Source organism: Kitasatospora sp. NPDC048545, assembly GCF_040651155.1.
In the GTDB taxonomy this organism is placed as follows: Bacteria; Actinomycetota; Actinomycetes; order Streptomycetales; family Streptomycetaceae; genus Kitasatospora.
Genome location: NZ_JBEZIQ010000097.1, coordinates 1 through 20,497, shown reverse-complemented (window position 1 = coordinate 20,497; position 20,497 = coordinate 1). Strand labels below are relative to the sequence as shown.

At 74.8% G+C, this 20,497-nt stretch carries 21 protein-coding genes, 1 pseudogene and 1 riboswitch; of the genes and pseudogenes, 9 read left to right on the top strand and 13 right to left on the bottom strand.

The window, feature by feature from the left end; genetic code table 11:
* Window positions 1–181: 181 nt before the first annotated feature.
* Window positions 182–757, bottom strand: coding sequence for a maleylpyruvate isomerase N-terminal domain-containing protein (locus AB0D10_RS44350; RefSeq protein WP_360268179.1), 576 nt, complete (start codon window positions 755–757; stop codon window positions 182–184).
* A gap of 212 nt (window positions 758–969) precedes the next feature.
* On the opposite strand from AB0D10_RS44350, the gene AB0D10_RS44345 reads away from it, so the two are divergent.
* Window positions 970–1,278, top strand: a complete 309-nt coding sequence (locus tag AB0D10_RS44345; protein WP_360268185.1) for a hypothetical protein — start codon at window positions 970–972, stop codon at window positions 1,276–1,278.
* A gap of 98 nt (window positions 1,279–1,376) precedes the next feature.
* On the opposite strand, the gene AB0D10_RS44340 is transcribed toward AB0D10_RS44345, so the two are convergent.
* The 3 genes from AB0D10_RS44340 to AB0D10_RS44330 form a co-directional block, all read right to left on the bottom strand.
* The gene (locus AB0D10_RS44340) at window positions 1,377–1,856 is read right to left on the bottom strand and encodes a nuclear transport factor 2 family protein (RefSeq protein ID WP_360268175.1); all 480 of its coding nucleotides are present in this window, start codon (window positions 1,854–1,856) and stop codon (window positions 1,377–1,379) included.
* 189 nt (window positions 1,857–2,045) lie between these two features.
* A complete protein-coding gene (locus AB0D10_RS44335) occupies window positions 2,046–2,810 on the bottom strand; it encodes a maleylpyruvate isomerase family mycothiol-dependent enzyme (protein ID WP_360268173.1) in 765 nt (254 codons plus the stop codon).
* Window positions 2,811–2,925: 115 nt separating this feature from the next.
* On the bottom strand, window positions 2,926–3,729 hold the full coding sequence (locus AB0D10_RS44330; protein WP_360268170.1) for a methyltransferase domain-containing protein: 804 nt from the start codon (window positions 3,727–3,729) through the stop codon (window positions 2,926–2,928).
* A gap of 203 nt (window positions 3,730–3,932) precedes the next feature.
* On the opposite strand from AB0D10_RS44330, the gene AB0D10_RS44325 reads away from it, so the two are divergent.
* Together AB0D10_RS44325 and AB0D10_RS44320 are read left to right on the top strand one after the other, a co-directional pair.
* On the top strand, window positions 3,933–4,634 hold the full coding sequence (locus tag AB0D10_RS44325; RefSeq protein WP_360268167.1) for a Tat pathway signal sequence domain protein: 702 nt from the start codon (window positions 3,933–3,935) through the stop codon (window positions 4,632–4,634).
* Window positions 4,635–4,717: 83 nt separating this feature from the next.
* Window positions 4,718–4,912 (top strand): annotated as a pseudogene (locus tag AB0D10_RS44320) (XRE family transcriptional regulator); the annotation flags it as partial.
* 99 nt (window positions 4,913–5,011) lie between these two features.
* Here AB0D10_RS44320 and AB0D10_RS44315 read toward each other — a convergent pair.
* Window positions 5,012–5,596, bottom strand: coding sequence for a histidine phosphatase family protein (locus AB0D10_RS44315; RefSeq protein ID WP_360268164.1), 585 nt, complete (start codon window positions 5,594–5,596; stop codon window positions 5,012–5,014).
* A 106-nt stretch (window positions 5,597–5,702) separates the two neighbouring features.
* A riboswitch (cobalamin riboswitch) is annotated at window positions 5,703–5,861 on the top strand.
* Between the two features lie 35 nt (window positions 5,862–5,896).
* Between AB0D10_RS44315 and AB0D10_RS44310 the strand changes: the two genes are divergently transcribed.
* The gene (locus AB0D10_RS44310) at window positions 5,897–6,115 is read left to right on the top strand and encodes a CbtB domain-containing protein (RefSeq protein ID WP_350602191.1); all 219 of its coding nucleotides are present in this window, start codon (window positions 5,897–5,899) and stop codon (window positions 6,113–6,115) included.
* A gap of 15 nt (window positions 6,116–6,130) precedes the next feature.
* Window positions 6,131–6,898 carry a CbtA family protein gene (locus AB0D10_RS44305; protein ID WP_360268161.1) on the top strand — a complete coding sequence of 256 codons (768 nt, stop codon included), beginning with the start codon at window positions 6,131–6,133 and terminating at the stop codon, window positions 6,896–6,898.
* Window positions 6,899–7,042: 144 nt separating this feature from the next.
* Here AB0D10_RS44305 and AB0D10_RS44300 read toward each other — a convergent pair whose 3' ends face one another.
* The 7 genes from AB0D10_RS44300 to AB0D10_RS44270 are packed head-to-tail and all read right to left on the bottom strand — an operon-like array spanning window position 7,043 to window position 16,599.
* Window positions 7,043–7,804, bottom strand: coding sequence for a methyltransferase domain-containing protein (locus tag AB0D10_RS44300; protein WP_360268158.1), 762 nt, complete (start codon window positions 7,802–7,804; stop codon window positions 7,043–7,045).
* Window positions 7,805–7,808: 4 nt separating this feature from the next.
* Entirely contained in the window at window positions 7,809–8,567 is a 759-nt protein-coding gene (locus tag AB0D10_RS44295) for an SDR family oxidoreductase (RefSeq protein ID WP_360268155.1), read from the bottom strand.
* Window positions 8,564–9,427, bottom strand: a complete 864-nt coding sequence (locus AB0D10_RS44290; RefSeq protein ID WP_360268152.1) for a TauD/TfdA family dioxygenase — start codon at window positions 9,425–9,427, stop codon at window positions 8,564–8,566. The genes AB0D10_RS44295 and AB0D10_RS44290 overlap by 4 nt, the downstream gene beginning before the upstream one ends.
* An 11-nt stretch (window positions 9,428–9,438) precedes the next feature.
* A complete protein-coding gene (locus tag AB0D10_RS44285; protein WP_360268182.1) occupies window positions 9,439–10,713 on the bottom strand; it encodes an aminotransferase class III-fold pyridoxal phosphate-dependent enzyme in 1,275 nt (424 codons plus the stop codon).
* A 29-nt stretch (window positions 10,714–10,742) separates the two neighbouring features.
* On the bottom strand, window positions 10,743–15,224 hold the full coding sequence (locus AB0D10_RS44280) for an AMP-binding protein (protein WP_360268150.1): 4,482 nt from the start codon (window positions 15,222–15,224) through the stop codon (window positions 10,743–10,745).
* Window positions 15,221–15,790, bottom strand: a complete 570-nt coding sequence (locus AB0D10_RS44275; RefSeq protein ID WP_360268147.1) for a DUF6309 family protein — start codon at window positions 15,788–15,790, stop codon at window positions 15,221–15,223. The genes AB0D10_RS44280 and AB0D10_RS44275 overlap by 4 nt, the downstream gene beginning before the upstream one ends.
* Before the next feature lie 11 nt (window positions 15,791–15,801).
* Entirely contained in the window at window positions 15,802–16,599 is a 798-nt protein-coding gene (locus AB0D10_RS44270; protein WP_360268144.1) for a phytanoyl-CoA dioxygenase family protein, read from the bottom strand.
* 350 nt (window positions 16,600–16,949) lie between these two features.
* Here AB0D10_RS44270 and AB0D10_RS44265 point away from each other — a divergent pair, with 350 nt between their 5' ends.
* From AB0D10_RS44265 to AB0D10_RS44255, 3 genes are all read left to right on the top strand, one after another.
* On the top strand, window positions 16,950–17,630 hold the full coding sequence (locus AB0D10_RS44265) for a TetR/AcrR family transcriptional regulator (protein ID WP_360268141.1): 681 nt from the start codon (window positions 16,950–16,952) through the stop codon (window positions 17,628–17,630).
* Window positions 17,631–17,751: 121 nt separating this feature from the next.
* Window positions 17,752–17,946 (top strand): DUF1918 domain-containing protein, encoded by a 195-nt coding sequence (locus AB0D10_RS44260; protein ID WP_360268138.1) that lies wholly within the window; start codon window positions 17,752–17,754, stop codon window positions 17,944–17,946.
* 50 nt (window positions 17,947–17,996) lie between these two features.
* Entirely contained in the window at window positions 17,997–18,773 is a 777-nt protein-coding gene (locus tag AB0D10_RS44255) for a DedA family protein (protein ID WP_360268135.1), read from the top strand.
* Here the strand turns inward: AB0D10_RS44255 and AB0D10_RS44250 are convergent.
* The gene (locus AB0D10_RS44250; protein WP_360268132.1) at window positions 18,770–19,510 is read right to left on the bottom strand and encodes a PIG-L deacetylase family protein; all 741 of its coding nucleotides are present in this window, start codon (window positions 19,508–19,510) and stop codon (window positions 18,770–18,772) included. The genes AB0D10_RS44255 and AB0D10_RS44250 overlap by 4 nt on opposite strands.
* 194 nt (window positions 19,511–19,704) lie before the next feature.
* On the opposite strand from AB0D10_RS44250, the gene AB0D10_RS44245 reads away from it, so the two are divergent.
* Window positions 19,705–20,497: zinc-binding dehydrogenase (locus AB0D10_RS44245; RefSeq protein ID WP_360268129.1), on the top strand; the 793-nt coding region annotated here is incomplete at its 3' end.

The following is a 20,497-nucleotide window of genomic DNA, read 5'->3' as shown; positions in this document are numbered from 1 at the left end:
CCGCCAGGTCACCACCGACCCGGTACCCCTCCGGACGATCCGCAGCAGCCGTCTCCCCTCGTCGTCATCGATCTCCCGGACCTGCACGCGTTCAGCCACGTGATCATTCTGACCGTCCGGAGCCACCCTCCGCAGCACCAGACGACTCGTCACGAGAGGGCGAACGTTGCCTGATGCGGCACTAGGAGATGGCGGCTTTCCAGACCCACGAGGTGACGCGCGGGCGGTCGTCGAGCTCACCCCGGCCAGTGGACCAGAGAAGAACCTGGACAGGGTCACCCGGCGGAGCACCGGGGAACAGCCGACTGAGTACCGCGGCGCAGAGGTCCGCTGGGGGGCGCCACGCGATCCCCAGCCCCTGGGTGATGTCGTGCGTGTGAAGGAGGGTCTCAGCGACTCCCATCGCGGCGAATCCCGCCGGATCACATGGTCCCCAGTGCCAAGCGCGATCGCCGGGTGCGGCTGCGGCGACCGCAGTACTCAGGAGTCTTCCGCAGGCGGTTACGATCCTGAGCACCTCGCGCGCCGGTGCATCGGCGTTGACGGTGAGGTCAAAGGGCAGGTATGCGTCCGCCGGACGAGCCGCCAACTGCCCCGCATAGGCGAGCAGGTCGTGCGCTACGTGCGCGGCGGTCTGCCGGCAGCTCCAGTCCAGCGACCCGGCTCGGGCCTGCCAGTCCTCGGAATCGTGCGGGCTGAGCACCCGAACCATCTCGTCTACGGCCTGGTCGACGTCTCGACTGTCGATGCGATGCATCCCGTGATCGTCGCAGCGTTGACGACCATCAACAAGTGTGATCCGACCGCAGACGAAATCCGCCCGGACGCATCCTGTCGGGAGCGCAGTCCGGGCGGGCTCACGACTGGACTTGCCGGCCGCACGCCACACGCTACCGGTCACTCTCCCTGCTGGCCCGATCACCCGAACTCGCGGCCGCGGCCGTCCACGTCCGCACCTTCGCGGCCATCATGACCAACCGCGAAGGAGACCGACTGACCCGCTGGATCGCCGACGTCTGCGCGGACGTGCAGTGCGGCCTGGCCGGCTTCGCCACCGGACTGCTCACCGTCCTCGACGCCGTCGTCCACGGCATGAGCACCGAGTGGTCGTCTGGACCGGTCGAGGGCCGCGTCAACGACCTGAAGGCGCTCAAGCGCAGCATGTTCGGCCGAGCGAAGCCACCGCTGCTGCGCAAGCGGCTCCTCCTGACCGCAGCCGGCCGCCGCGATGACCACTACCTCTCCGTTTACGGAACAGCAGGGCACGACGTTCGGTGACCCCGTCCGTACGCCCCATCGCCAACGGCGGGCGAAAAACGCGGGCGGCACCGTGGCGCGCCGAAATGCCGGTTACTCGGGCTGCGAAGCGCTTCCCGTCATGTCCGAGCCGCAGTCTGGGAGGGGAGTCGCTCCGTGTCGGCACCGAAGGGGAGGAAGACGGTGCGGGTTGCGAGGAGCCAGTCGCCATCGAGGTTACGGAAGGTGTCCTCGTAGTGGCCCACGTTGGCCGGGAGGCGAGGCTCGATCATGCCGCCGGCGTAGCCGTCGACCCGGTATGTCGTCAGATACGAGATAGCGCGGGCCGTCGTCGTGGACTCCACCGTGACCAGGATGTTCGTCATCAGGCGACGCGAGAGCCGGTCCGACGGGCGCGAGGCGAAGTAGGCCCGCAGGGCGTCACGGCCCTCGATGCGGCGGTCACCGTAAGGCCATTGCCAGATGCCGTCGGGCGTGAACAGCTCAGCCACCGAGCTCGGCTCGCCAAGGTCGAGACGGTGGATGAAGTCCACAATGATCCGCTCGCACGCGCGTTCTGCGAGCATCTGGTCGATCGGGGCGATGATCTCGTCGTCCATTCCCCCTTCCTATCAGCTCGATCACGGTGCAGGGCAGCGGTTTTGGGCAATGCCCAGCACAAGCGCGGCATCGATCGTAATTGTCACCCACCAGCTTCCGGCTACAAGGGGCGATAGGCGGGGCGAGAACCGGAGCGCTGCAAGCGGCAGCGGGTGACCACCGCATGCAGCACGAGCAGTCCCGCACCCTCAGTCCCAACCGGGTACGGGCGGCAGCGGCCAGACCGGTGGGGTCGGGAGCGTGCGGCCGGCGTGGCTGTCCGGGGCCGGGCCGCGTCCGGCGAGCCAGGCGAGCAGGACGTGGCCGGGGGCGCTGACGGTGGCGCCGGTGGCGGCGGGGTTCCAGCTGCGCCCGAGGTCGGTGGCTTCCAGCCGGGCGACGGGGAAGTCCCGCGCGGCCAGGGTGGCGACGGTCGTGTCGAGTGCCCAGGCCACGTAGTCGGTGGGCCAGTCGGCCGTGGTGCGGCCGAGGGCGAGGTCGACGTGGTGGGTCTGGAGTTCGCGCCGGGCGCGGTGGAGGGTGAACCAGGCGGGGTGCCACCACCCGCCGAGGGCCTGGACGGGCGCGGTCCAGCGCTCGGCGGGCACGGTCGCCGCCTCGTCGGACAGCCCGTCCAGGCTGCGCCGCAGGTCGGCGACGAGTTCGGCCGCGTCCCGCTCGGCCCCCTCCCGCAGGGCCCGGTCCGGCGCGCCGCCGTCCGGCCGCGGCCCTGGCGCGGCGCCGGTGCGCGCGAGCGCGAGCAGTCGGCGGTACGCGTCGGCGCTGCGTGCGATGTGGGTGATGACGTGGGCGCGGCTCCAGCCGGGCAGTGCGGACGCCCCGCGGGCCTGCCGGTCGGTCAGGCCGCCGAGGGCGTCGCAGAGCCGGCCGACGTCGGCACGGACCGCGCCGAGCAGGGCGGTGAGCTCGGCGGGGGCGAGCGCGGCGGGGGCGGGGGCGGCGGTGGGGTTCACGGGCCCGAACTCTACGGTGGCCCGCCGCCCGTCGCCCCTCCCCGGCTGTCCGCCGCCCCTCCCCCGACCGCCCCCGTCGTCGGCCTCCATGACGGGCCGTCGTCGGGTCGAGGCCCTACGGGCGGCGGGCCCAGGCGGAGATCATCGGGGCGGTGGCGAGGTCGAGCCGGCCGGAGGCGACGTTGGCGAGGTGGTGGTCGATCTCCTCGTCCGTGGCGAGGCCCTCCGACACGAGCAGTGCGCGGATCTGGCGGACCGTGGCGTCCTCCAGAACGGCGCAGGCCGGTGAGGTGATCGGGAAGTAGGCGTCGGCCTGCACGTCGACCAGGCCGGCCTCGCGCAGCACCCGGGGCAGGGTCCGCCCGTACGCGAGGTCGGCGCCGCGGGCCGCCATCAGGGTGCGGAAGCCGGAACGCAGCCGGTTGGCGAGGCGCTCGGCAGGGCCGGACTCGTCCGGGCAGAGCAGTGGCTGGAGCGCGGGGTCGGCGTCCTCGATGAGCAGCCAGCCTCCGGGGCGCAGGGCCTGGATCATGCGGCGGAGGGCTTCGGCGCGGTCGGCGACGTGCACCAGGACCAGTCGGGCGTGCACGAGGTCGAAGGCGCCGGGCGGTGGCGGGTCGGCGGCGACGTCGTGGGTCAGGACCTCGATGGTGCCGCCGGCGGCGGGGGCGGTCCAGGAGACGTCGATGTCGGTGGCGACCACCGTGCCCGTCGGGCCGACGCGGTCGGCGAGTCCGAGCGGGACGGAGGGGCCGCCGGCGCCGACCTCCCAGCAGCGCATGCCGGGGCCGAGGCCGATCGTGTCGACGTGCCGGAAGGTCACGGGGTCGAAGAGTTCGGCGAGGGCGCCGAAGCGGATGCCCGCCTGCGACTGCCGGTTGTCCAGCAGGTATCCGTGGTCGCTGTTGTGCTCAGCCATGCCGGGATTCTCGCAGGCGGACGGCGGAGCGGCCGAGCCGGCTCCTTGTTGACGAAACGTCAGCAAGTTCTGTCCACTGCCTTGACGGCGCACGGTCACGGCCCTAGAACCAGTCCTAGAACGTCGTGGGCCCCCGGGTCCCCACCGCCCGGGAGCCGCGAAAGGTCGTCTTCTCGCCCCTCACCGAGAAAGAGGCTCTTCCCATGCGCTTCAGCCGCCACCTTGCCGTCCCCGCCGCCGCCGTCGCGGCCCTCGCCGCCGCCACCGCGCTCTCCGTCGTCGCCGCGCCCGCGTCCGCGGCGCCCGAGTCCGTCGCCGCCGTCCCGGTGCTCACCGCCGGCAGCGCGGGCGGCGCCGCCGTCGCAGCGGGCGACGCGCTCGCCGCGCCGCTCGCCGGGGGCACCGTCGCCACCTTCTACTCGACCGCCACCAGCACCACCGGTGTCACCTGCGCCGTCTCGCAGCTCGCCGAGAAGGTGCTGACCAACCCGGCGGCCCCCGGGTCGGCCACCGGCTCGCTGACCGGTCTGACCTTCGGCTCGTGCACCAGCAACGTCACCGGCGTCACCTCGGTGCGCAGCCTGACCGTCGGCAACCTCGCATACGGCGTGACCGTCTCCGACGGCCCGGGGCTCCCGGTCACCCTCGCCGGCGGGTCGGCCGGGCCGATCCAGGCCACCGCCGTGCTCAACAGCTGGTTCGGCACCATCACTTGCACCTACCAGCTCAGCGGCGCCTTCGCGGGCAACGCCGACAACGCCGCGCACAGCCTGGTCTTCCGCAACGAGCACTTCGCCAAGAGCGGCGGCTCGGGCCTCTGCCCCGGCGACGGGTACTTCTCCGCGGCGTACGGCCCGGTCGCCGACACCACCCAGCCGGGCGCCCCGGCGGTGTACGTCAACTGACCTCCGCGAGGGCCCGTCTTCAAACCCGCGTCGGCGGGGCGACGCCCTCCGGGCGGACGGCGGAGGTGTGAAGACGGGCTCGGCCGCGCATCCCTCTGCGCCCGGTGGTCCGGGGCGGGACGACCTTCGTCCCCCTCGGCCGCCCGGGCGGCGTCCAGGCCCACAAGCTCCTCATCCCGCCTGGCCCGGGCGGCGAGCCGGAGCCGAGGACCCATGAGGGCATCGAGTGGGTCCACGTGCGCTCCGGCCGGCTGCGCCTGCTGCTGGGCGACCGGAGCCCGCGCCACCCGACCCGCTCGCCCGTCCCCGAACTCGCTGGTGACGATCCGTCACCTGCCGTCACGTGTCGCAGGGTTACCGGACCGACCCCCTCGGGATCACGAACCGGCGGCCGCCGGCGCAAGGTCCCACCCGCAGCGCAGGTTCCAGCGCCCCGCACGCCCGGAGAGCTCGGTGACCGACAGCGGCCGGACGTCGAGCCGCCAGAAGACCGCCGGGGGGAGGCCGAGCGCGTGCACCACGGCCGCCCGGACCACCGCGGGCTCCGCCACCACTGCCAAGCGTCCTGCCTCACCGGCCAGTTCGTCCAGCCGGGCACCCACCCGGGCGAGGAGGTCCAGCACCGACTCGCCACCGTGCGGCGCCGCTGCCGGATCCGCCAACCAGGCGGCGACCGCCGCCGGTTCGGCCGCCGCGACCTCGTCGAGCGTCCGACCGCGCCAGGAGCCGACGTCCAACTCGGCCAGCCGCCGGTCCGGTTCGGCCGGCAGACCGAGCGCCTCGGCCGTCCGGTGGCAGCGCACCGAGGGCGAGGCCAGGCTGCGGGCCGGCGTCGGCAGCGCCCCCGCCGCCGCACGGGCGGCCGCCGACGCGGCCTCCTCCGGCGGGCCGTCGTCGCCGAACCGCGCCGCGCGCAACCCGTCGCCGATCGCCGGTGCGACGAACATCACCCGTACCGTCATTCGCTCCCCTCCCGTCCCGGAACCCGGCCTTGCACCGCACACGTACCGGATTCCGCTGCCTGTTCCGTGCCGGTCGCGCGCCCGTGAGCCCCCGCGCAGCCCCTTGGCCGGGGGTTCCGGACACGGTACCGTCCCTGCGACAACTGAAGACGGCAGAGCGCGGAAGCCCGGTGAGACTCCGGCACGGTCGCGCCACTGTGAAGCCGCAGCCCTGGTCCCCGCCTCGGCCCGGCGAGTCAGACCCGCCCTGCCGTCGGTGCTCCATCGACACGGGACGCGTGTTCCCAGAGGAGGTCGGCCATGGCTCACCCCATCGCCCCCGCTGCCCCCGCCGCTCCGGCGGTCACCCCCATCTCCGTCAAGGCGATCCTGCCCTGGGCCGTGTTCTTCGGCATCCTGCTGATGGCCCTGATCTACTTCGTCGGCGCCGAGCAGGGCGCCACCTCCCTCATCTCCGGCGAGGACGTGCACGAATGGGTGCACGACGGTCGCCACCTGCTCGGCTTCCCCTGCCACTGATCAGGGGACGATTCCGTGAACTCCGCAACCGTCAGATCCCTGCTCGTCCGCGGCATGCTGGCCGGCCTCGGCGCCGGCCTGCTCGCCCTGGTCGTGGCCTACCTGCTCGGTGAACCCCGGGTGGACGCCGCGATCGCCTACGAGGAAGCCCACGCGGCCGGGGCACCCGAGATGGAGATCGTCAGCCGGTCCCTGCAGTCGACTGCCGGGCTGGCCACGGGCGTTCTGGTCTTCGGCGTCTCGCTCGGCGGCATCGCCGCGCTCGCCTACTGCTTCGCCCTCGGCCGGGTCGGCCGCTTCTCCCCGCGCGCCACGGCGGCCCTGCTGTCCGGCGTCGCGCTGGTCGCGGTCTACCTCGTGCCGTTCCTCAAGTACCCGGCCAACCCGCCGTCGGTGGGCGACCCGGAGACCATCGGGAAGCGCACCACGCTGTACTTCCTGATGATGGCGCTCAGCGTGCTGCTGGCGGTCGCCTCGGTGATCGTCGGCAAGCGGCTCGCGCCGCGCCTGGGCAACTGGTACGCGACCGTCGTGGCCGTCCTCGGCTTCGCGGTGGCGGTCGGCCTCGCCTTCGCCTTCCTGCCCGCCGTCAACGAGGTGCCCGAGGACTTCTCGGCCACCCTGCTCTGGCAGTTCCGCCTCGCGGCGCTCGCCATCCAGCTCACCCTCTGGACGTCCTTCGGGCTGCTGTTCGGCCACCTCGCCGAGCGCCTCCTGCACCCGAAGCCGGCCACGGCCACCCCTCGGGAGGCCGCTCCGGAGACGGCCGCGTCCGTCCACTGACCGACGCCGGTTCGGTAGTGGGAGGCCGGTCGGGGCGACACCACGTCGCCCCGACCGGCCTCCGGCGTTCCCGGACGTCCTCCGGCAGGCCCGACCGTCCTCCGGCGGCCCGGCGGACCTCCGGCGGCCTCGGCGGGCCGGAGCTCAGGGGCCCGGCCGTGCCGCCTCCCGGTGCCGCCAGCGCACCCGGTCCTCGGCCCCGGACCGGCCCGCCGCCGTGGCCGACCGCTCCGGCGCCCGGTAGTCCGTGCAGGAGAGCACCAGCATCTCGCCCTCCCCCGGCTGGAACCGGTACGCCACCGGCTCCACCCGGCTGGGGACCCCGAGCCCCGCCAGCTCCCGGCGCAGCCGCTCCAGCTCCGGGTAGCGGACTCCGGTGTCGTACACCACCAGCGGGAACAGCCGGACCTCACGGCGTGCCACCCGCGCGAGGTCCAGCAGCGCCGCCCGGTGGAACTCCTCGTCGAGCCGGTTGCCGTACGAGAACAGCAGGTGCGAGCTGAGCACCAGGTCGAAGGAGTCGTCCGCGAAGGGGAGTTCGGGAAGCGAACCGGCGACGTAGCGGTCCGGGCGGGCGGCGATGTCGGCCCGGAAGGCCCTGGCGTTGGCGGTCCACTGGCCGATCATGTCGTCCACGTCGCTGTACCGGGACCAGCCGAAGCCGGCCGTCTCCTTCACCAGCAGGTCCCGCTTGAAGACCGTCTCCCGTTCCACCAGCAGGCCCAACTCCTCCCGGTGGTCGGCGTACTGGCGGTCCACGGCGACCGCGTCGATGCCGCGCCGCCCGGCCTCGGCGACGAACCCCGCCGCACCGGCCGGGCAGTCCAGGACGCGCTGCTCCAGGTCCCGGTCGGTGAGCGCGAACATGGCCCGGTACTCCTCGAAGGAGCGTGCGCTGACCAGCACCGGCTCACCCCCGCCCGACGAACGGCATGGTGGTCGGCAGCACGACCAGCGACTGGATGCTGGTGTCCGGCGGCTGGGCGGCCATCAGGACGAGCGCGTCGGTGAAGCGCTCGACCGGGATGGTCGCCTCGACCGCCATCGTGCCGTCGGCCTGCATCGCGGCCGGCTGCGGTCCGCCGTCGACCGGGCTGACGTTGCCGACGTCGATCTGCCCGCAGGAGATGCCGTACGGGCGGCCGTCCAGGGCGAGCACCTTGGTGAGGCCGAGCACCGCGTGCTTGGCGGCCGTGTACGCGACCGAGTTGGGGCGCGGCACGTACGCCGAGGGGGCGCCGTTGTTGATGATCCGCCCGCCCTGCGGGGTCTGGGTGCTCATCACCCGGAAGGCCTCGCGGGCGCAGAGGAAGCCGCCGGTGACGATGGTGTCGAGCACCCGGTTCCAGTCCTCGAACGGGGTCTCGGTGATCAGCCGGCGCGGCGCGGCGGCGCCCGCGTTGTTGAACAGCAGGTCCAGCCGGTCGTACCGGTCGCGGACGGCGTCGAAGAGCCGGGCGACCTCTTCCGGGCTGCGGATGTCGGTCGGGACGGGCAGCACCCGGTCGGCGGCCGGGCCGGCGAGGGCGGCGGTCTCCTCCAGCGCGTCCTTGCGCCGCCCGGCGACGGCGACGGTCCAGCCGGCCTCCAGCAGAGCCAGCGCGGAGGCCCGGCCGAGTCCGCTGCCGCCTCCGGTGACGATCGCGACCCGTCCGTGCGATGCGGTCAACGTGCCCACTCCTCCCCCTCGTTCACCCAGATCCGCAGCATCCGGCGTGCGTACCGGCCAGGTTCGTCGACGAACGGCGAACGCCCGTGCAGCACACGGCTGTTGCGGATGATCAACAGGTCCCCGGCGGCCATCGGCAGCCCGAAGGCGATCTCCGGCCGGTACAGCACCTCGTCCAGGACGCCCAGCGCCTCCCACTGACGGTCCGTCAGATCAGGTCCGCCGCGGTCCGGGGAGGAACGGACGGTGCGGGTCTGGTAGTAGCAGCCGACCGTCCCCTCCTTCTGGCGGTAGAGGATCGGGGTGACCACCACCTGCGGGCCCGCCCGGCCGCTCCGGTCGAACGTCCAGTCCTCGCAGAGCGTGGCCAGCGCGTCCGGCCGCTCCCGCTCGATCAGGTCGCGGACGTGTCGGGCGCTCGCCAGCTTGGTCAACCCGCCGCCGTCGAAGGCGGGCCGGAGGCAGAGCAGGACGAGCAGGTCGCAGGTGTCGCAGTGGAAGCCGAGTTCGGTGTTGCCGTCGCCGTCCTGGTCGCGCAGCACCGAGGTGAGATCGCCGCGCCCGTTCTGCGGGACGATCCGGCCGTAGTCCCGCAGCAGGAAGGAGAGCACCTCGGTGATCTGCTCCTCCGGGTGCGCCGGGTCCACCAGGCCGCCGATGTGGGTGACGCCGACGGAGGCGACGGCGTCCCGGACGAAGTCCCGCAGCCAGGCGCGCACCGGCTCCGCCGCGCCCCACCGCCCGGCCCGCGCGTCGGCCCACAGCAGCCGCCGTTCCACCTCCCCCAGCGGGAGCGACCAGAGCGCCCGCCGGGCGTCCAACTCCAGGCTGCTCCAGCCGATTTCCTTCACCGTCTCCATCGCTCTCCTCCCTACCGGCTTCCGGCCGCGACGGCCTTGGCCCACAGCTCCAGCGCCTCGTCCACCTGCCCGGCCGTGACCACCAGCGCGGGGATCATCCGGACCACGTTGAGGTGGATCCCGCACGGCAACAGCAGCAGGCCGTGCTCGGCGGCCGCCTGCTGGACACGCCGGGCCGCCTCCGGATCCGGGGAGCCGTCCGGGCGGCAGAACTCACTGGCGGCCATCAGCCCGAGCCCGCGGACGTCGGCGATCCCGGGCGCCCCGGCGGCCACCGCCCGCAGCCCGGCCAGCAGCCGCTCGCCCTGTTCGGCGGCGTTCTCGACCAGCCGCTCCTCGCGCAGCACGTCCAGGGTGGCCAGGGCGGCCGCGCAGGCCACCGGGTTTCCGCCGTAGGTCCCGCCCTGCGAGCCGGGCCAGGCGCGGCCCATCAGCTCCGCGGGCGCCGCGATCGCGGACAGCGGGAAGCCGCTGGCCAGGCCCTTCGCGGTGATCAGGACGTCGGGACGCAAGCCCTCCCCGTTCGGGCGGGCGTCCTCGTACTGGTGGGCCCAGAACCGGCCGGTGCGGCCGAAGCCGGTCTGCACCTCGTCCAGCACCAGCAGGATCCCGTGCCGGTCGGCACGCTCGCGCAGCCCGGTCAGGAAGCCGCGCGGAGCCGGCACGTAACCGCCCTCGCCGAGCACCGGCTCGACGAACATCGCCGCCGTCTCGGCGGGCGCGGAGACCGTCGCCAGCACCTCGTCCAGTCCGCGCAGCGCGTGCTCCACCGCCTCGTCCTCGGACAGCCCGAGCCGGAAGGCGGCCGGGAAGGGCGCCACCGCGACCCCGGGGACCAGCGGGCCGATGCCCGCCCGGAACCGGGTGCCGGCCGTGGTGAGCGAGGCCGCGCCCATGGTGCGGCCGTGGAAGGAACCCTCGAAGACGATCACGTTCTGCCGACCGGTGGCGTGCCGGACGAGCCGCAGCGCCGCCTCCACCGCCTCGGTGCCGGCGGTGGCGTAGAACAGCGAGTCCAGGCCCGGTGGCAGCACCTCGCCGAGCCGCTCGGTGAGGGTGAGCAGCCGGTCGTGGAGCACGGTGGTGTACTGACCGTGGATCAGCCGGCCGGCCTGCTCGCGGACGGCCTCGACCACCCTCGGGTGGCAGTGACCGGTGCTGGTCACCCCCACGCCGGAGGTGAAGTCGAGGTACCGGCGGCCCCCGGCGTCGTAGAGGTGGAGGCCCTCGCCGCGGACCGCGACGACCGGGGTGGCCTGCTTGAGCACCGGGGAGAGCTGGGACACGGAACCTGACGTCACGCTGGATCCTGCCTTCACGGGTGAGTCCTGCCTACGGGGGGACATCCGGGGTGGTCGGGTGCGAGGGCGGGCCCGGGGGCGGGCCGGGCGGTCGGCAGGTAGCCGGCCTCGGCGGCCCAGGCGAGCGCCGCCGACCACCACTGCGGGGTCGGGGCGGTGAAACGCACGCCCAGCCGGTCGAGCGCCGCCGTGGTGTACGCGCTGTCCACCCGGACGTTGCGCTCCTCCTGCTGCGCCCAGGCGGCGGCCAGCCGGGCGGCCGTCGGGTGCCGGAGCTCGGCCTCGGCGATGGCGGCCGCGAAGGTCTCGTCGTCGGTCAGCCGCACCCGGTGGCCCTGCCCGGCGAGCCAGCCCACCAGCTCGTCGTGCGGGACCTCGTACGGCGACTCGACGTGGTACGCCCCGGGCGCGGCGTACGGGTCGAGGGCGATCGCGGCGATCCCGGCGGCCACCGTGTCCACGTGCGAGAACGCGAACGCGGTGCCCGGCCGGCGCGGCGCCGCACCGGCCAGCAGGTAGCCGCGGATCAGCTGGTAGATCCGGTTGTCACCGACGTTGGCCTGGAACGCCCCGGTGCGGCTGTGCGCCGCGATGTGGCCGCTGCGGTGCAGGTAGGCGGCGTGCCCGGTGGCCGCCCAGGCCCGGACGGCCTGCTCCGCGCGGAACTTGGTCCGCTCGTACGGGGTGCGGAAGTGCTGGCCGATGCCGAGGTCCGCCTCGCTGAAGCGGCGCGGCGGGCCGTCCACGCCGCCCGACACGGCGAGCGTGGAGACGTGGTGGACGCGGGCCTCCGGGGCGTGCTCGCCGACCCAGCCGAGCAGGCGGCGCACCGCCGTGTGGTTGGTGCGTTCCAGCTCGTCGGGCGAGGCCACCAGCCGGACGTCCGCCGCCGCGTGCACGACGATCCGCGCGCCCCGAGCCCGTTCCAGACCGGCCGGGGAGAGGCCGAGGCCGTCCCGGTCGACGTCCCCGGCGACGGCACCGGCCGCGCGGGCCGCGCCGGGGCCCAGGCGGCGCAGCGCCTCGGCGTCGTCGCGGGCCCGCACCAGGCAGGTGACGTCGGCGCCGCGCCGGAGGAAGGCGTCCAGCAGGTGCCGCCCGAGGTAGCCGGTGGCGCCGGTGAGCAGCACCCGGGCGGGTTCGCGCACCGTCGCCCGGGCGGTCGGCGGGACGCCGGGGTGCAGCAGCTGGCCGGAGGTGGACAGCGGTGCGCGGACGGGCCGCGGGCCCGGGTCGGCGGTGTCCGTTCCCGCCTCCGTCTCCGGCTCCGTTCCCGCCTCCGTCCCCGCCTCCGTTCCCGCCTCGGCGGCCACGGCCCGGGTGAACGCGGCGGTGATCCGCTCGGCGGCGAGGTCCGACAGCGCGGCCCGGCCGTACACCAGGTCGGCGACCAGCCGTTGCTCCACGATCCGTGCGGTGAGCCGCAGTTCGTACAGCGGATCGCCCCCGGCACAGCGCGCCGTCCCGGCCTGTTCGTCGGCGACGGTCCAGTCCAGGGCGGGCTCCTCGGGCAGCCGGAAGGTGCCGAGGAAGTTGAACCCGACGGCGGGCCGGTGCCCGGGCGCGTCCATCGGCCGGACGGTCGCCGCGCGCAGCTGCCGCGCCACCGTCCCCGGGTCGGCCCCGGCCGGCAGCCCGACGTGCTTGACGGCGGTGAACCAGCCGACGGTGTCCAGGAATTCGCCCGGATCGCCCACGGCGTCCCGGCCGTGGGTCTCCACCTCCACCGCGAGCCGGGGGCGGCCGCTCCAGCCGGTGACGGCCCCGGCGAAGGCGGCGAGCAGCACGGCCTCCAGTCCGGACCCGCCACCGTGCCGCGCGACCAGGCGGGCGGTGGCGGCCGGGTCGAGCGCCCAGCTGAGCGCGGCGGGCTCCACCGGGGGCTGCCCGATCGCGAGCTCGGTCACGGGCTCGGTCACGGGCTCGCGCTCGGGCTCCGTCGCCGGCTCGGTCGCGGGCTCGACCGGGGTCTCCGCGACGGGCTCCGCGTCCGGCACGGCGGAGGGGCCCGTCACGGAGCCCGCCGCCGGTGCCGCCGCCGCCCACGCGTAGAAGTCCGCCGTCGGCGGCAGCTCGGCAGGCTTCCCGTCGAGCACCGCCCGGTAGGCGTGCGCCAGGTCGTCCAGCAGGATCCGCCAGGACAGCCCGTCGACCACCAGGTGGTGGGCGATCAGCGCGAGCCGGTCGTCGGTGCCGGCCGGACCCGAGAACAGGTGGACGCGCAGCAGCCGGCCGGCCGCCGGGTCCAGGCTGCGGTGCAGTTCGGTGCAGAGCCCGGCGATCGTGTCGGCGATCGGCCCGGCCGCGCGCGGGATCCGGGAGAAGGAGACCGGGTCGAGGCCGGGCACCGGGCGGGGCTCGCCGCAGCCGTCCGGCGAGACCGGCCGGCGCAGCGCCGGGTGGCGTTCCAGGACGGCCGCGACCGCGGCCGAGAGCGCCGCCGGGTCCACGGCGGTGCGACAGCGCAGCAGGACGGACTGGTTCCAGTGCCGGACGTCCCGCACGGACCGCTGGCGGTACAACCAGCGCTGCGCCGGGGCGAGTCGGACGCCGTCGTGCCCGGTGCGCGGAGCGGGGACGCCCGGGCCGGCCGGAACAGCCGGGGCAACCGGGACGACGGCGGCCGCCAGGCCCTCCGCCGTCGGGCGGCGGTAGAAGTCCTCGTAGGCGACCCGCAGGCCCGCGCGCCGCAGGAAGGCGATGGTGCGCATGGCGAGGATGGAGTCCCCGCCGAGGCCCAGCACGTCGGCCCGCGGCCCGACGGCGGGCAGTCCGAGGGCGCCCGCCCAGAACCCGGCGATCCGCCCGGCCAGGCCGGAGCCGGCGGTGCCCTCCGACTCCGCCCGGACCCCGACCAGTTCGGCCACCAGCTCGCCCAGCCGCTGCCGGTCGAGCTTGCCGTTCGGTCCGACCGGGAACTCCGGCAGCACCAGGATCGGCTGTGGCACGGAGTAGCCCGGCAGCCGGTCCCGCAGGTGGTCGGCAAGGCCCGCCACGGTGTCCGCCCCGCCCGACAGTCGTACCGCGCCCAGCAGTTGGCCGCCGACGGCGGTCTCCCGCAGCAGTGCCGCCGAGCGCAGGACGCCCGGGTAGCCGTCCATGGCGCGTTCGACCTCGGCGAGGTCCACCCGGTAGCCCCGCACCTTGACCTGGCGGTCCACCCGGCCCAGGAAGACCAGGTCGCCGTCCGCCCGTCGGCGGCACAGGTCGCCGGTGCGGTACGTCGGCTGCCCGTCCCGCCGGACGAAGCCGCGGGCCGTCTCGTCCGGCCGGCCGAAGTAGCCGGCGGTGACACCGCGGCCGCCGATGAGCAGTTCCCCCACCGCGCCGTCCGGCACCTCCCGGCCGGCAGCGTCCACGACGGTGAGCCGCACCTCGCCGATCGCGGTGCCGATCGGTACGGTCGCCTCCTCGGCGGGCAGCCGGCGGGCGTCGGTGACGAGCAGGCAGGTGGCGCCGACGGTGGTCTCGGTCGGGCCGTAGTGGTTGGCCAGCCGGGCGGTGGTGCCTCCGTCGAGCAGGGCGGCGGCGAGCGGGCGGGACAGCGGCTCGCCGCCGAGCAGCACGGTGTGCAGCGGCGGCGACCCGGCCGGGCGGCCCTCCAGCAGGGCGGTCAGGTGTGAGGGGGTGGTCTTCAGTACGGTCACCCCGGCGCGCCGCAGCGAGGCCCAGAACGCCTCCGGGTCGCGTACCTCACGGTCCGGGACGACGTGCACCGATCCGCCGGTGGCGAGGGCGAGCAGCCAGGCGGTGTGGCCGAGGTCGGCGGCCAGCGTGGTGACGTGCGCGGTGCACGGCGCGTCGGCCTCGGTGAGGTCGAGCCGCGCGGCCAGCGCCCGGGCGTAGTGCACGGCGTTGGCGTGGGTGACGGCGACCGCCTTGGGCTCGCCGCTCGACCCGGAGGTGAAGGAGAGGTACGCCAGGTCCTCCCCGGAGAGGTCGTCCGCGGGCGCGGGCCGCCGGGTGACCGCCCCGGCGTCCGCCGCCTCGGCCGCATCCACCGCGCCGTCCGTCTCTGCCGCACTGTCCGTCTCCACCGCACGGCCCTTCTCTGCCGCGCCGTCCGCGGGCGTCGCGGACTGCCGGGTGATCGCCTCGACGTCCACCACCTCCCCGCCGAGCCCGGCCTCCGTGGCGAGCACCCGTGCCACCCGGACCGCTGCCAGCCGCCGGGCGAGGTCGGCCGCCGACCAGTCCGGGTCGGCGAGCACCGCCGCCGCGCCCGACCGCAGCACGCCGTGCAGCAGCACCAGCATCCGGGCGTCCCGGGGCCCGACCAGGGCGACCCGGTCCCCCCGGCCGGTGCCGACGGCGGCCAGCCGGGCGGCGACGAGGCCCGCCGCGGCGTCCAGCGCGCGGTGGTCGAGGGTGCGGACGCCGTCGCTCAGCGCGGGCCGGTCCGGGTACGCCCTGGCCTGGCGGGCGAGGAGTTCGGGCAGCGAGCGGGCGGCCCGGGCGGGTGGTGCGGACCGGAGGTGCTGCGTCGCGGGGGTCACGCCGACTCGTCCCCCGCCCGGCCCGCCCGGGCCCGTCCGGCCGGCACCCCGGGATCACCCACCAGGTACCCGTCCAGCACCGCCCGGGCGGGCAGCCTCCCCGCCAACTCCCAGGCCAGCATGCGGTGCAGGCCGTCGAGGTGGATCAGCCCGGCCCGGACCGCGAGGTCCCCGTAGTCGGAGTGCTCGACCGGGGCGGTGCTGAGGAAGAGCGGCGTGAACGGGGCCCACCGCAGCAGCCGCAACTTGGCCGCGCAGACCGGGTTGGCCGCCGTCCACGCGGCCCCGCCGGAGCGGACCCGCTCGGCGGCCTCGCCCACCGTGAGCCCGGCGCGCGGCACCAGTTCGAGCTCCCCGCCCTCGCTGAGGTGCCAGGGCAGGACGACGCCCAGGACGTCGGCCCGTGAGAGCCTGATCCGCCACCAGCCGCCCTGGAGGCCGTCGGCGCGTTCGATGTTCTCCTCGCCGTACACGTTGCTGTTCGCCTCGTGGGCCCGCTCCACCGGGTGGTCCCGCAGGTAGGCGTCGTGGACCTCGGAGTAGGCGACGGCGGTGACGATCTTCACGGCAGTGCTCCTCAGACGGTTCCGGTGTACTCGGTGAAGTGCCGTTCCGCGAACAGCTCGGGCCACTGGCCGTCGGCCAGGTCCAGCTCACGGGCGCGGGCGAGCATCTGCCGCCAGTACGGCTTCACCGGGCGCCAGCGCGCGCCCACCTGGCAGTAGGAGGCGTCGATGAAGTACCGGGCCCGGCCGGGCCCGTCGGGTGCGGGCCTGCGCGTGTGGAACAGCGCCGAGTTGAGCAGCACCGTCGTCCCGGGCGGCAGCCGGTCGATGACCACCTCGCCGGGCAGTTCCGCGGTGCCGTGGTGGGCGAACGCGGACTTGTCGACGGCGCTGCGGTGCGACCCGGGCAGCACGGCCAGGCTGCCGACCTTCTCGTCCAGCCCGCCGAGGTAGTGCAGCGCGTGGACCATCAGCAGCGACGGGTCGGAGCCGTCGTGGGGCTCGCGGTCGTGGTGCCAGGGCTTGCCCGGGATGCCCGGGGCCTGACGGTCGCTGTGCAGGTGGTGGAAGACGAAGGACGGCCCGAGCAGGCGGGTCAGCGTGCGCAGCAACGGCGGGTGGGTGAGGAGTTCGCCGTGGGCGGGCAGCTCCAGCTCCAGGAGCGGCGGCGGTCCGTGCCGGCCGGGGTCGGCGCAGGCCGCGATCGACCGGGCCCGCAGGCCCTCGTCCACCCAGCGGTCCACCTCGGGGACCAGTCGTTCGCGCAGGACCTCCGGCAGCAGGCCGGGCAGGACCAGGTAGCCGGCCTCCAGGAACTGCCGACGGTGCTCGGTGTCGAGGGCCTCACGCCCTCCGCGGGACGGCGTCACCGAACCGACCCCCTCCTTCCGTTCTGCGGGACAGACAACGGGACGTGGCACGAGCAGGGAGGCACACGCGTTCATCCAGACTTCCGGTGGCGGCGGACGCAGGTCACAGCCGCCACAGCCGAATCGCGACCACCACGAAGAGGCACGCGTCGATCACGCAAGGTAGTCCGCCCCAGGAGTATGAACCGGTCATCGCGTCCACGACAAGGCCATTGCCAACTCGTGGACACCTTCCCGCCACCGTGCCGTTCAGCTCCGGCCACCAGTCCATTCCTCCCCCACGGAGCACACCGGGCCGCTCCCGTCCCGGTGATTCGCCGCCGGAACAGCGGATGGGGCAGAGTGAGCCCATGAGCTCGGACACCCGGAGTCACGTGGCAGCCGGCCGGACGGCCCCGTCGGCCCGCCGGCGACCGGTCCAGCAGCGCAGCCAGGAGCGGTACGGCCGCATCCTGGACGCCTGCGCCGGGCTACTCGACGAGGTCGGGGCGACCGCGCTCACCACCAAGGAGGTCGCGCACCGGGCCCGGGTGCCGATCGGCACCCTCTACCAGTTCTTCGCCGGCAAGGAGGACCTGCTGGCCGCGCTGGCCGGCCGCAACCTCGACCGGTACCTCCAGCGCCTCGACGCCCGGCTGGCCGCCGCCGCCCCGGTCGGCCCCGCCGCCTTCACCGACCTCGCGGTCGACGAGTTCGTGGCGATGAAGCGCGCCGTGCCCGGCTTCGGCCAGGTCGACTTCGGCCTGGCCGGCCCGGTCGTCCCCGCCGGAGTCCATGACGACCTGCACCTGCTGGACGCGGGCGTCGACAACAACACCGCCGTCGCGCTGCGCCTGCAGGCCCTCGGCGGCGAGGTGTTCCGCACCGCCGACCCGGCCGCCACCACGCTCACCCTGCGGGTCGCCCTGGAGGCCGCCGACGCGGTGCTCAAACTCGCCTTCCGCAGCGACCCGAACGGCGATCCCACCCTCATCGCCGAGTGCAAGCGGTTGGTCCGCGGCTACCTCGCGCAACAGGCGCCCGCCCGCTGACGCCCGCCGCGCGGATCCCCCGCGTCCCGTCCGCCCGAGGCGTTGCGAGCCCGCCGCGCCCGCAGCACAGTGGATAGCGGAACGGCCGCGGAGGCGGCCACCACGACCCGAGGAGCAGACCATGCACGCAGCGGTAGGCGACCAGCTCCACATCCACAGCAGGTCGGTCGGCATGGTGGACCAGAAGGGCGAGATCATCGAGGTGCGCGGCGCCGACGGCCAACCGCCGTACGTGGTCCGCTTCGAGGACGGCCACGAGGGCCTGATCTACCCCGGTCCCGACTGCAACGTCGAACAACGTCAGGCGGGACGCTGACCGACTCCCCGACCACCCCGCGCGCCCGCCGCGCGAGGTGGTGAGGAGCGGTGTCCGCCCCTACGACCCCGCTGCCCGGGGCACTCGCCGGGCTCGCGCCACTGCTGGACCAGTACGGGTACCTCGCGGTGGCGCTGCTCGTCCTGCTGGACAACTGCGGCATCCCGGTGCCCGGGCAGACCATCCTGATCCTCGCCTCGGTGTACGCCGGCGCCGGGCACCTGGACTTCGCCGCCGTCCTGGTGATCGCGGTCTGTGCCGCCACGCTCGGCCAAAGCCTCGGCTACCTGATCGGCCGCACCGGCGGACGCGCCTTCGTCCACCGCTGGGGCCGCTACGTGCTGCTCACCCCGGCCCGGATGGAACGCGCGGACGGCTTCTTCGAACGGCACGGCGGCAAGGTCGTCACCGTCGCCCGCTTCGTGGACGTGCTGCGCCAGACCAACGGCATCATCGCCGGGACCACCGGGATGCCCTGGCGCCGGTTCCTGCCGTTCAACGTGCTCGGCGCGGTGCTGTGGACGGGCGTCTGGGGCACCTTCGGCTACCTCGCCGGAGCCAATATCGGCGCCGTGTACCGGACGGCGATCCGCTACCAGCTCTGGTTCGCGATCGGGCTCGGACTGCTGGTCGCGGCCCTCCTGCTCCGGCAGGTCCTGCGCTACCGGCGCGGGCGCCGCGAGGACGCCGGAGCCGAGCCGGGCTCCGGGACCGGGCCGGGCGCCGGGACCGGGCCGGGCGCCGGCAGCGAACCCGGCTCCGGCTCCGGCTCCGGCTCCGGCTCCGGCTCCGACAAGCCCATCGGGCCCGACGGGCCCTCCGACTAGCTCAGCGGGAACACTTCGAACGGCACCGCGAAGCGCGTCCCCAGCCGGCTGCCCGCGCCCCGGCCGAAGCCCTCCAGGAACTCCCGGGCGTCCCCCATCGCCCCGCCGAGACCGGCCAGGTACGCCTTGTGCTCCTCCAGCGAGGCGACGCCCAGGTCGAAGTGGTCGGTGGTGTCCACCGCGTGCTTCGACTCCGGCGAGGCCACCGCCCAGATCTGCCGCACGCCGTTCCACGGCTCGTGGCCCTCCGCCACCAGCTCGCGGAACACCCAGCGGTTGCCGGCGTCCCGGACCCCGTCCAGGGTGGCCCGGCCCACCGCGACGTGGTCGGCCTGGTTGAGGAACACACCGCCGTAGGTCTCACGGAAGTTGCTGGTCACCACGATGTCCGGGCGGTGCCGGCGCACCGCGCGCGCGATGTCCCGGCGCAGCGGCAGTCCGTACTCGACCACGCCGTCCGGGTGGCCGAGGAACTCGACGGTGTCCACGCCGACCACGCGTGCCGAGGCGATCTGCTCGGCCTCGCGCAGCGGCCCGCACTGGGCGGGGTCCAGCGAGTCGATGCCCGCCTCGCCGCTGGTGACCATCACGTAGACGACCTTCTTGCCCTGCGAGGTCCAGCGGGCGACGGCCGCGGCGCCGCCGTACTCCATGTCGTCGGGGTGGGCGACGATTGCCAGCGCGGTCTGCCAGTCCTCGTCCACGTGCTCGTAGGGCTCGGGTGCCTGCTCGGTCATGCTGTTCCCTCTCGGTGCGGCTCACGGTCGTACTGTCGTACCGCCGGTGACTCTAGAAGACCGGCGCCCCTCACACATCGTCAGACACCCTCCTGAAGGGCGTGCTTGCCCTTGACGCAAGCGTCAAGGGTTAGCGTCCGGGTGGCGGCGGCACCGGCCCGCCGCCATCCGTCCCGATGCCCAGGAGCGCCGCCATGACCCTGCCCACCACCGCCCGCGTCGTCCGGCTGACCACGAAGCCGGCCGGGCTGCCCTCCGCCGAGGACTTCACCGTGGCGCGGGAGCCACTGCCGGCCCCCGGCCCCGGGCAGGTGCTCGTCCGCAACACGGCCTTCCTGGTCTTCCCCGGTCTGCGCACCCTGATCGGCGGCGGTGGCTCCGGCCTGCCGCTGCCGCCCATCACCCCCGGGGATGCGCTGTTCGGTCCGGCCCTCGGCGAGGTGCTGGCCGCACCCGAGGACGGGCCGCTGCGACCGGGGGACCTGGTGACCCACCTGCACGGCTGGCGGGACCACGCGCTCGCGGACGCCGCGGGATTCACCCCGGTCGCCCCCGGTTTCCCTGACCCGGTCGCCCTGATCACCGCCGCCTCGGCCGGGTACGGCGGGCTCACCCGCAGCGCCGGGGTGCGCCCGGGCGACGTCGTGCTGGTGACCGGCGCGGCGGGCGCGGTCGGCACGGTGGCCGGGCAGATCGCCCGGCTCCTCGGCGCCGCCCGGGTGATCGGCACCACCCGCTCGCCCGCCAAGGCGGCCCGGCTGACCGCCGAACTCGGTTACGACGCCGTCCTGGTGCCCGGCGAGCGGCCGCTCGCGGAGCAGCTCGCCGAGGCCGCACCGGACGGGCTCGACGTCGTCCTGGACCTGGTCGGGGGGGGGGGGCGGGGCCCCCCCCCCCCCCGCGCCCCCCCCCGGCCCCCCCGGCCCCCCGGGCGGGCGCCGGCCGCGGCGGTTGCCCCCCGCCCCCCGCGCGCCGCCGCGCCCCCCC

Coding starts and splice junctions, on each gene's coding strand:
- AB0D10_RS44350 (WP_360268179.1), bottom strand. CDS start 757: ATGCATCGCATCGACAGTCGAGACGTCGACCAGGCCGTAGACGAGATG.
- AB0D10_RS44345 (WP_360268185.1), top strand. CDS start 970: ATGACCAACCGCGAAGGAGACCGACTGACCCGCTGGATCGCCGACGTC.
- AB0D10_RS44340 (WP_360268175.1), bottom strand. CDS start 1,856: ATGGACGACGAGATCATCGCCCCGATCGACCAGATGCTCGCAGAACGC.
- AB0D10_RS44330 (WP_360268170.1), bottom strand. CDS start 3,729: ATGGCTGAGCACAACAGCGACCACGGATACCTGCTGGACAACCGGCAG.
- AB0D10_RS44325 (WP_360268167.1), top strand. CDS start 3,933: ATGCGCTTCAGCCGCCACCTTGCCGTCCCCGCCGCCGCCGTCGCGGCC.
- AB0D10_RS44315 (WP_360268164.1), bottom strand. CDS start 5,596: ATGACGGTACGGGTGATGTTCGTCGCACCGGCGATCGGCGACGGGTTG.
- AB0D10_RS44310 (WP_350602191.1), top strand. CDS start 5,897: ATGGCTCACCCCATCGCCCCCGCTGCCCCCGCCGCTCCGGCGGTCACC.
- AB0D10_RS44290 (WP_360268152.1), bottom strand. CDS start 9,427: ATGGAGACGGTGAAGGAAATCGGCTGGAGCAGCCTGGAGTTGGACGCC.
- AB0D10_RS44265 (WP_360268141.1), top strand. CDS start 16,950: ATGAGCTCGGACACCCGGAGTCACGTGGCAGCCGGCCGGACGGCCCCG.
- AB0D10_RS44260 (WP_360268138.1), top strand. CDS start 17,752: ATGCACGCAGCGGTAGGCGACCAGCTCCACATCCACAGCAGGTCGGTC.
- AB0D10_RS44250 (WP_360268132.1), bottom strand. CDS start 19,510: ATGACCGAGCAGGCACCCGAGCCCTACGAGCACGTGGACGAGGACTGG.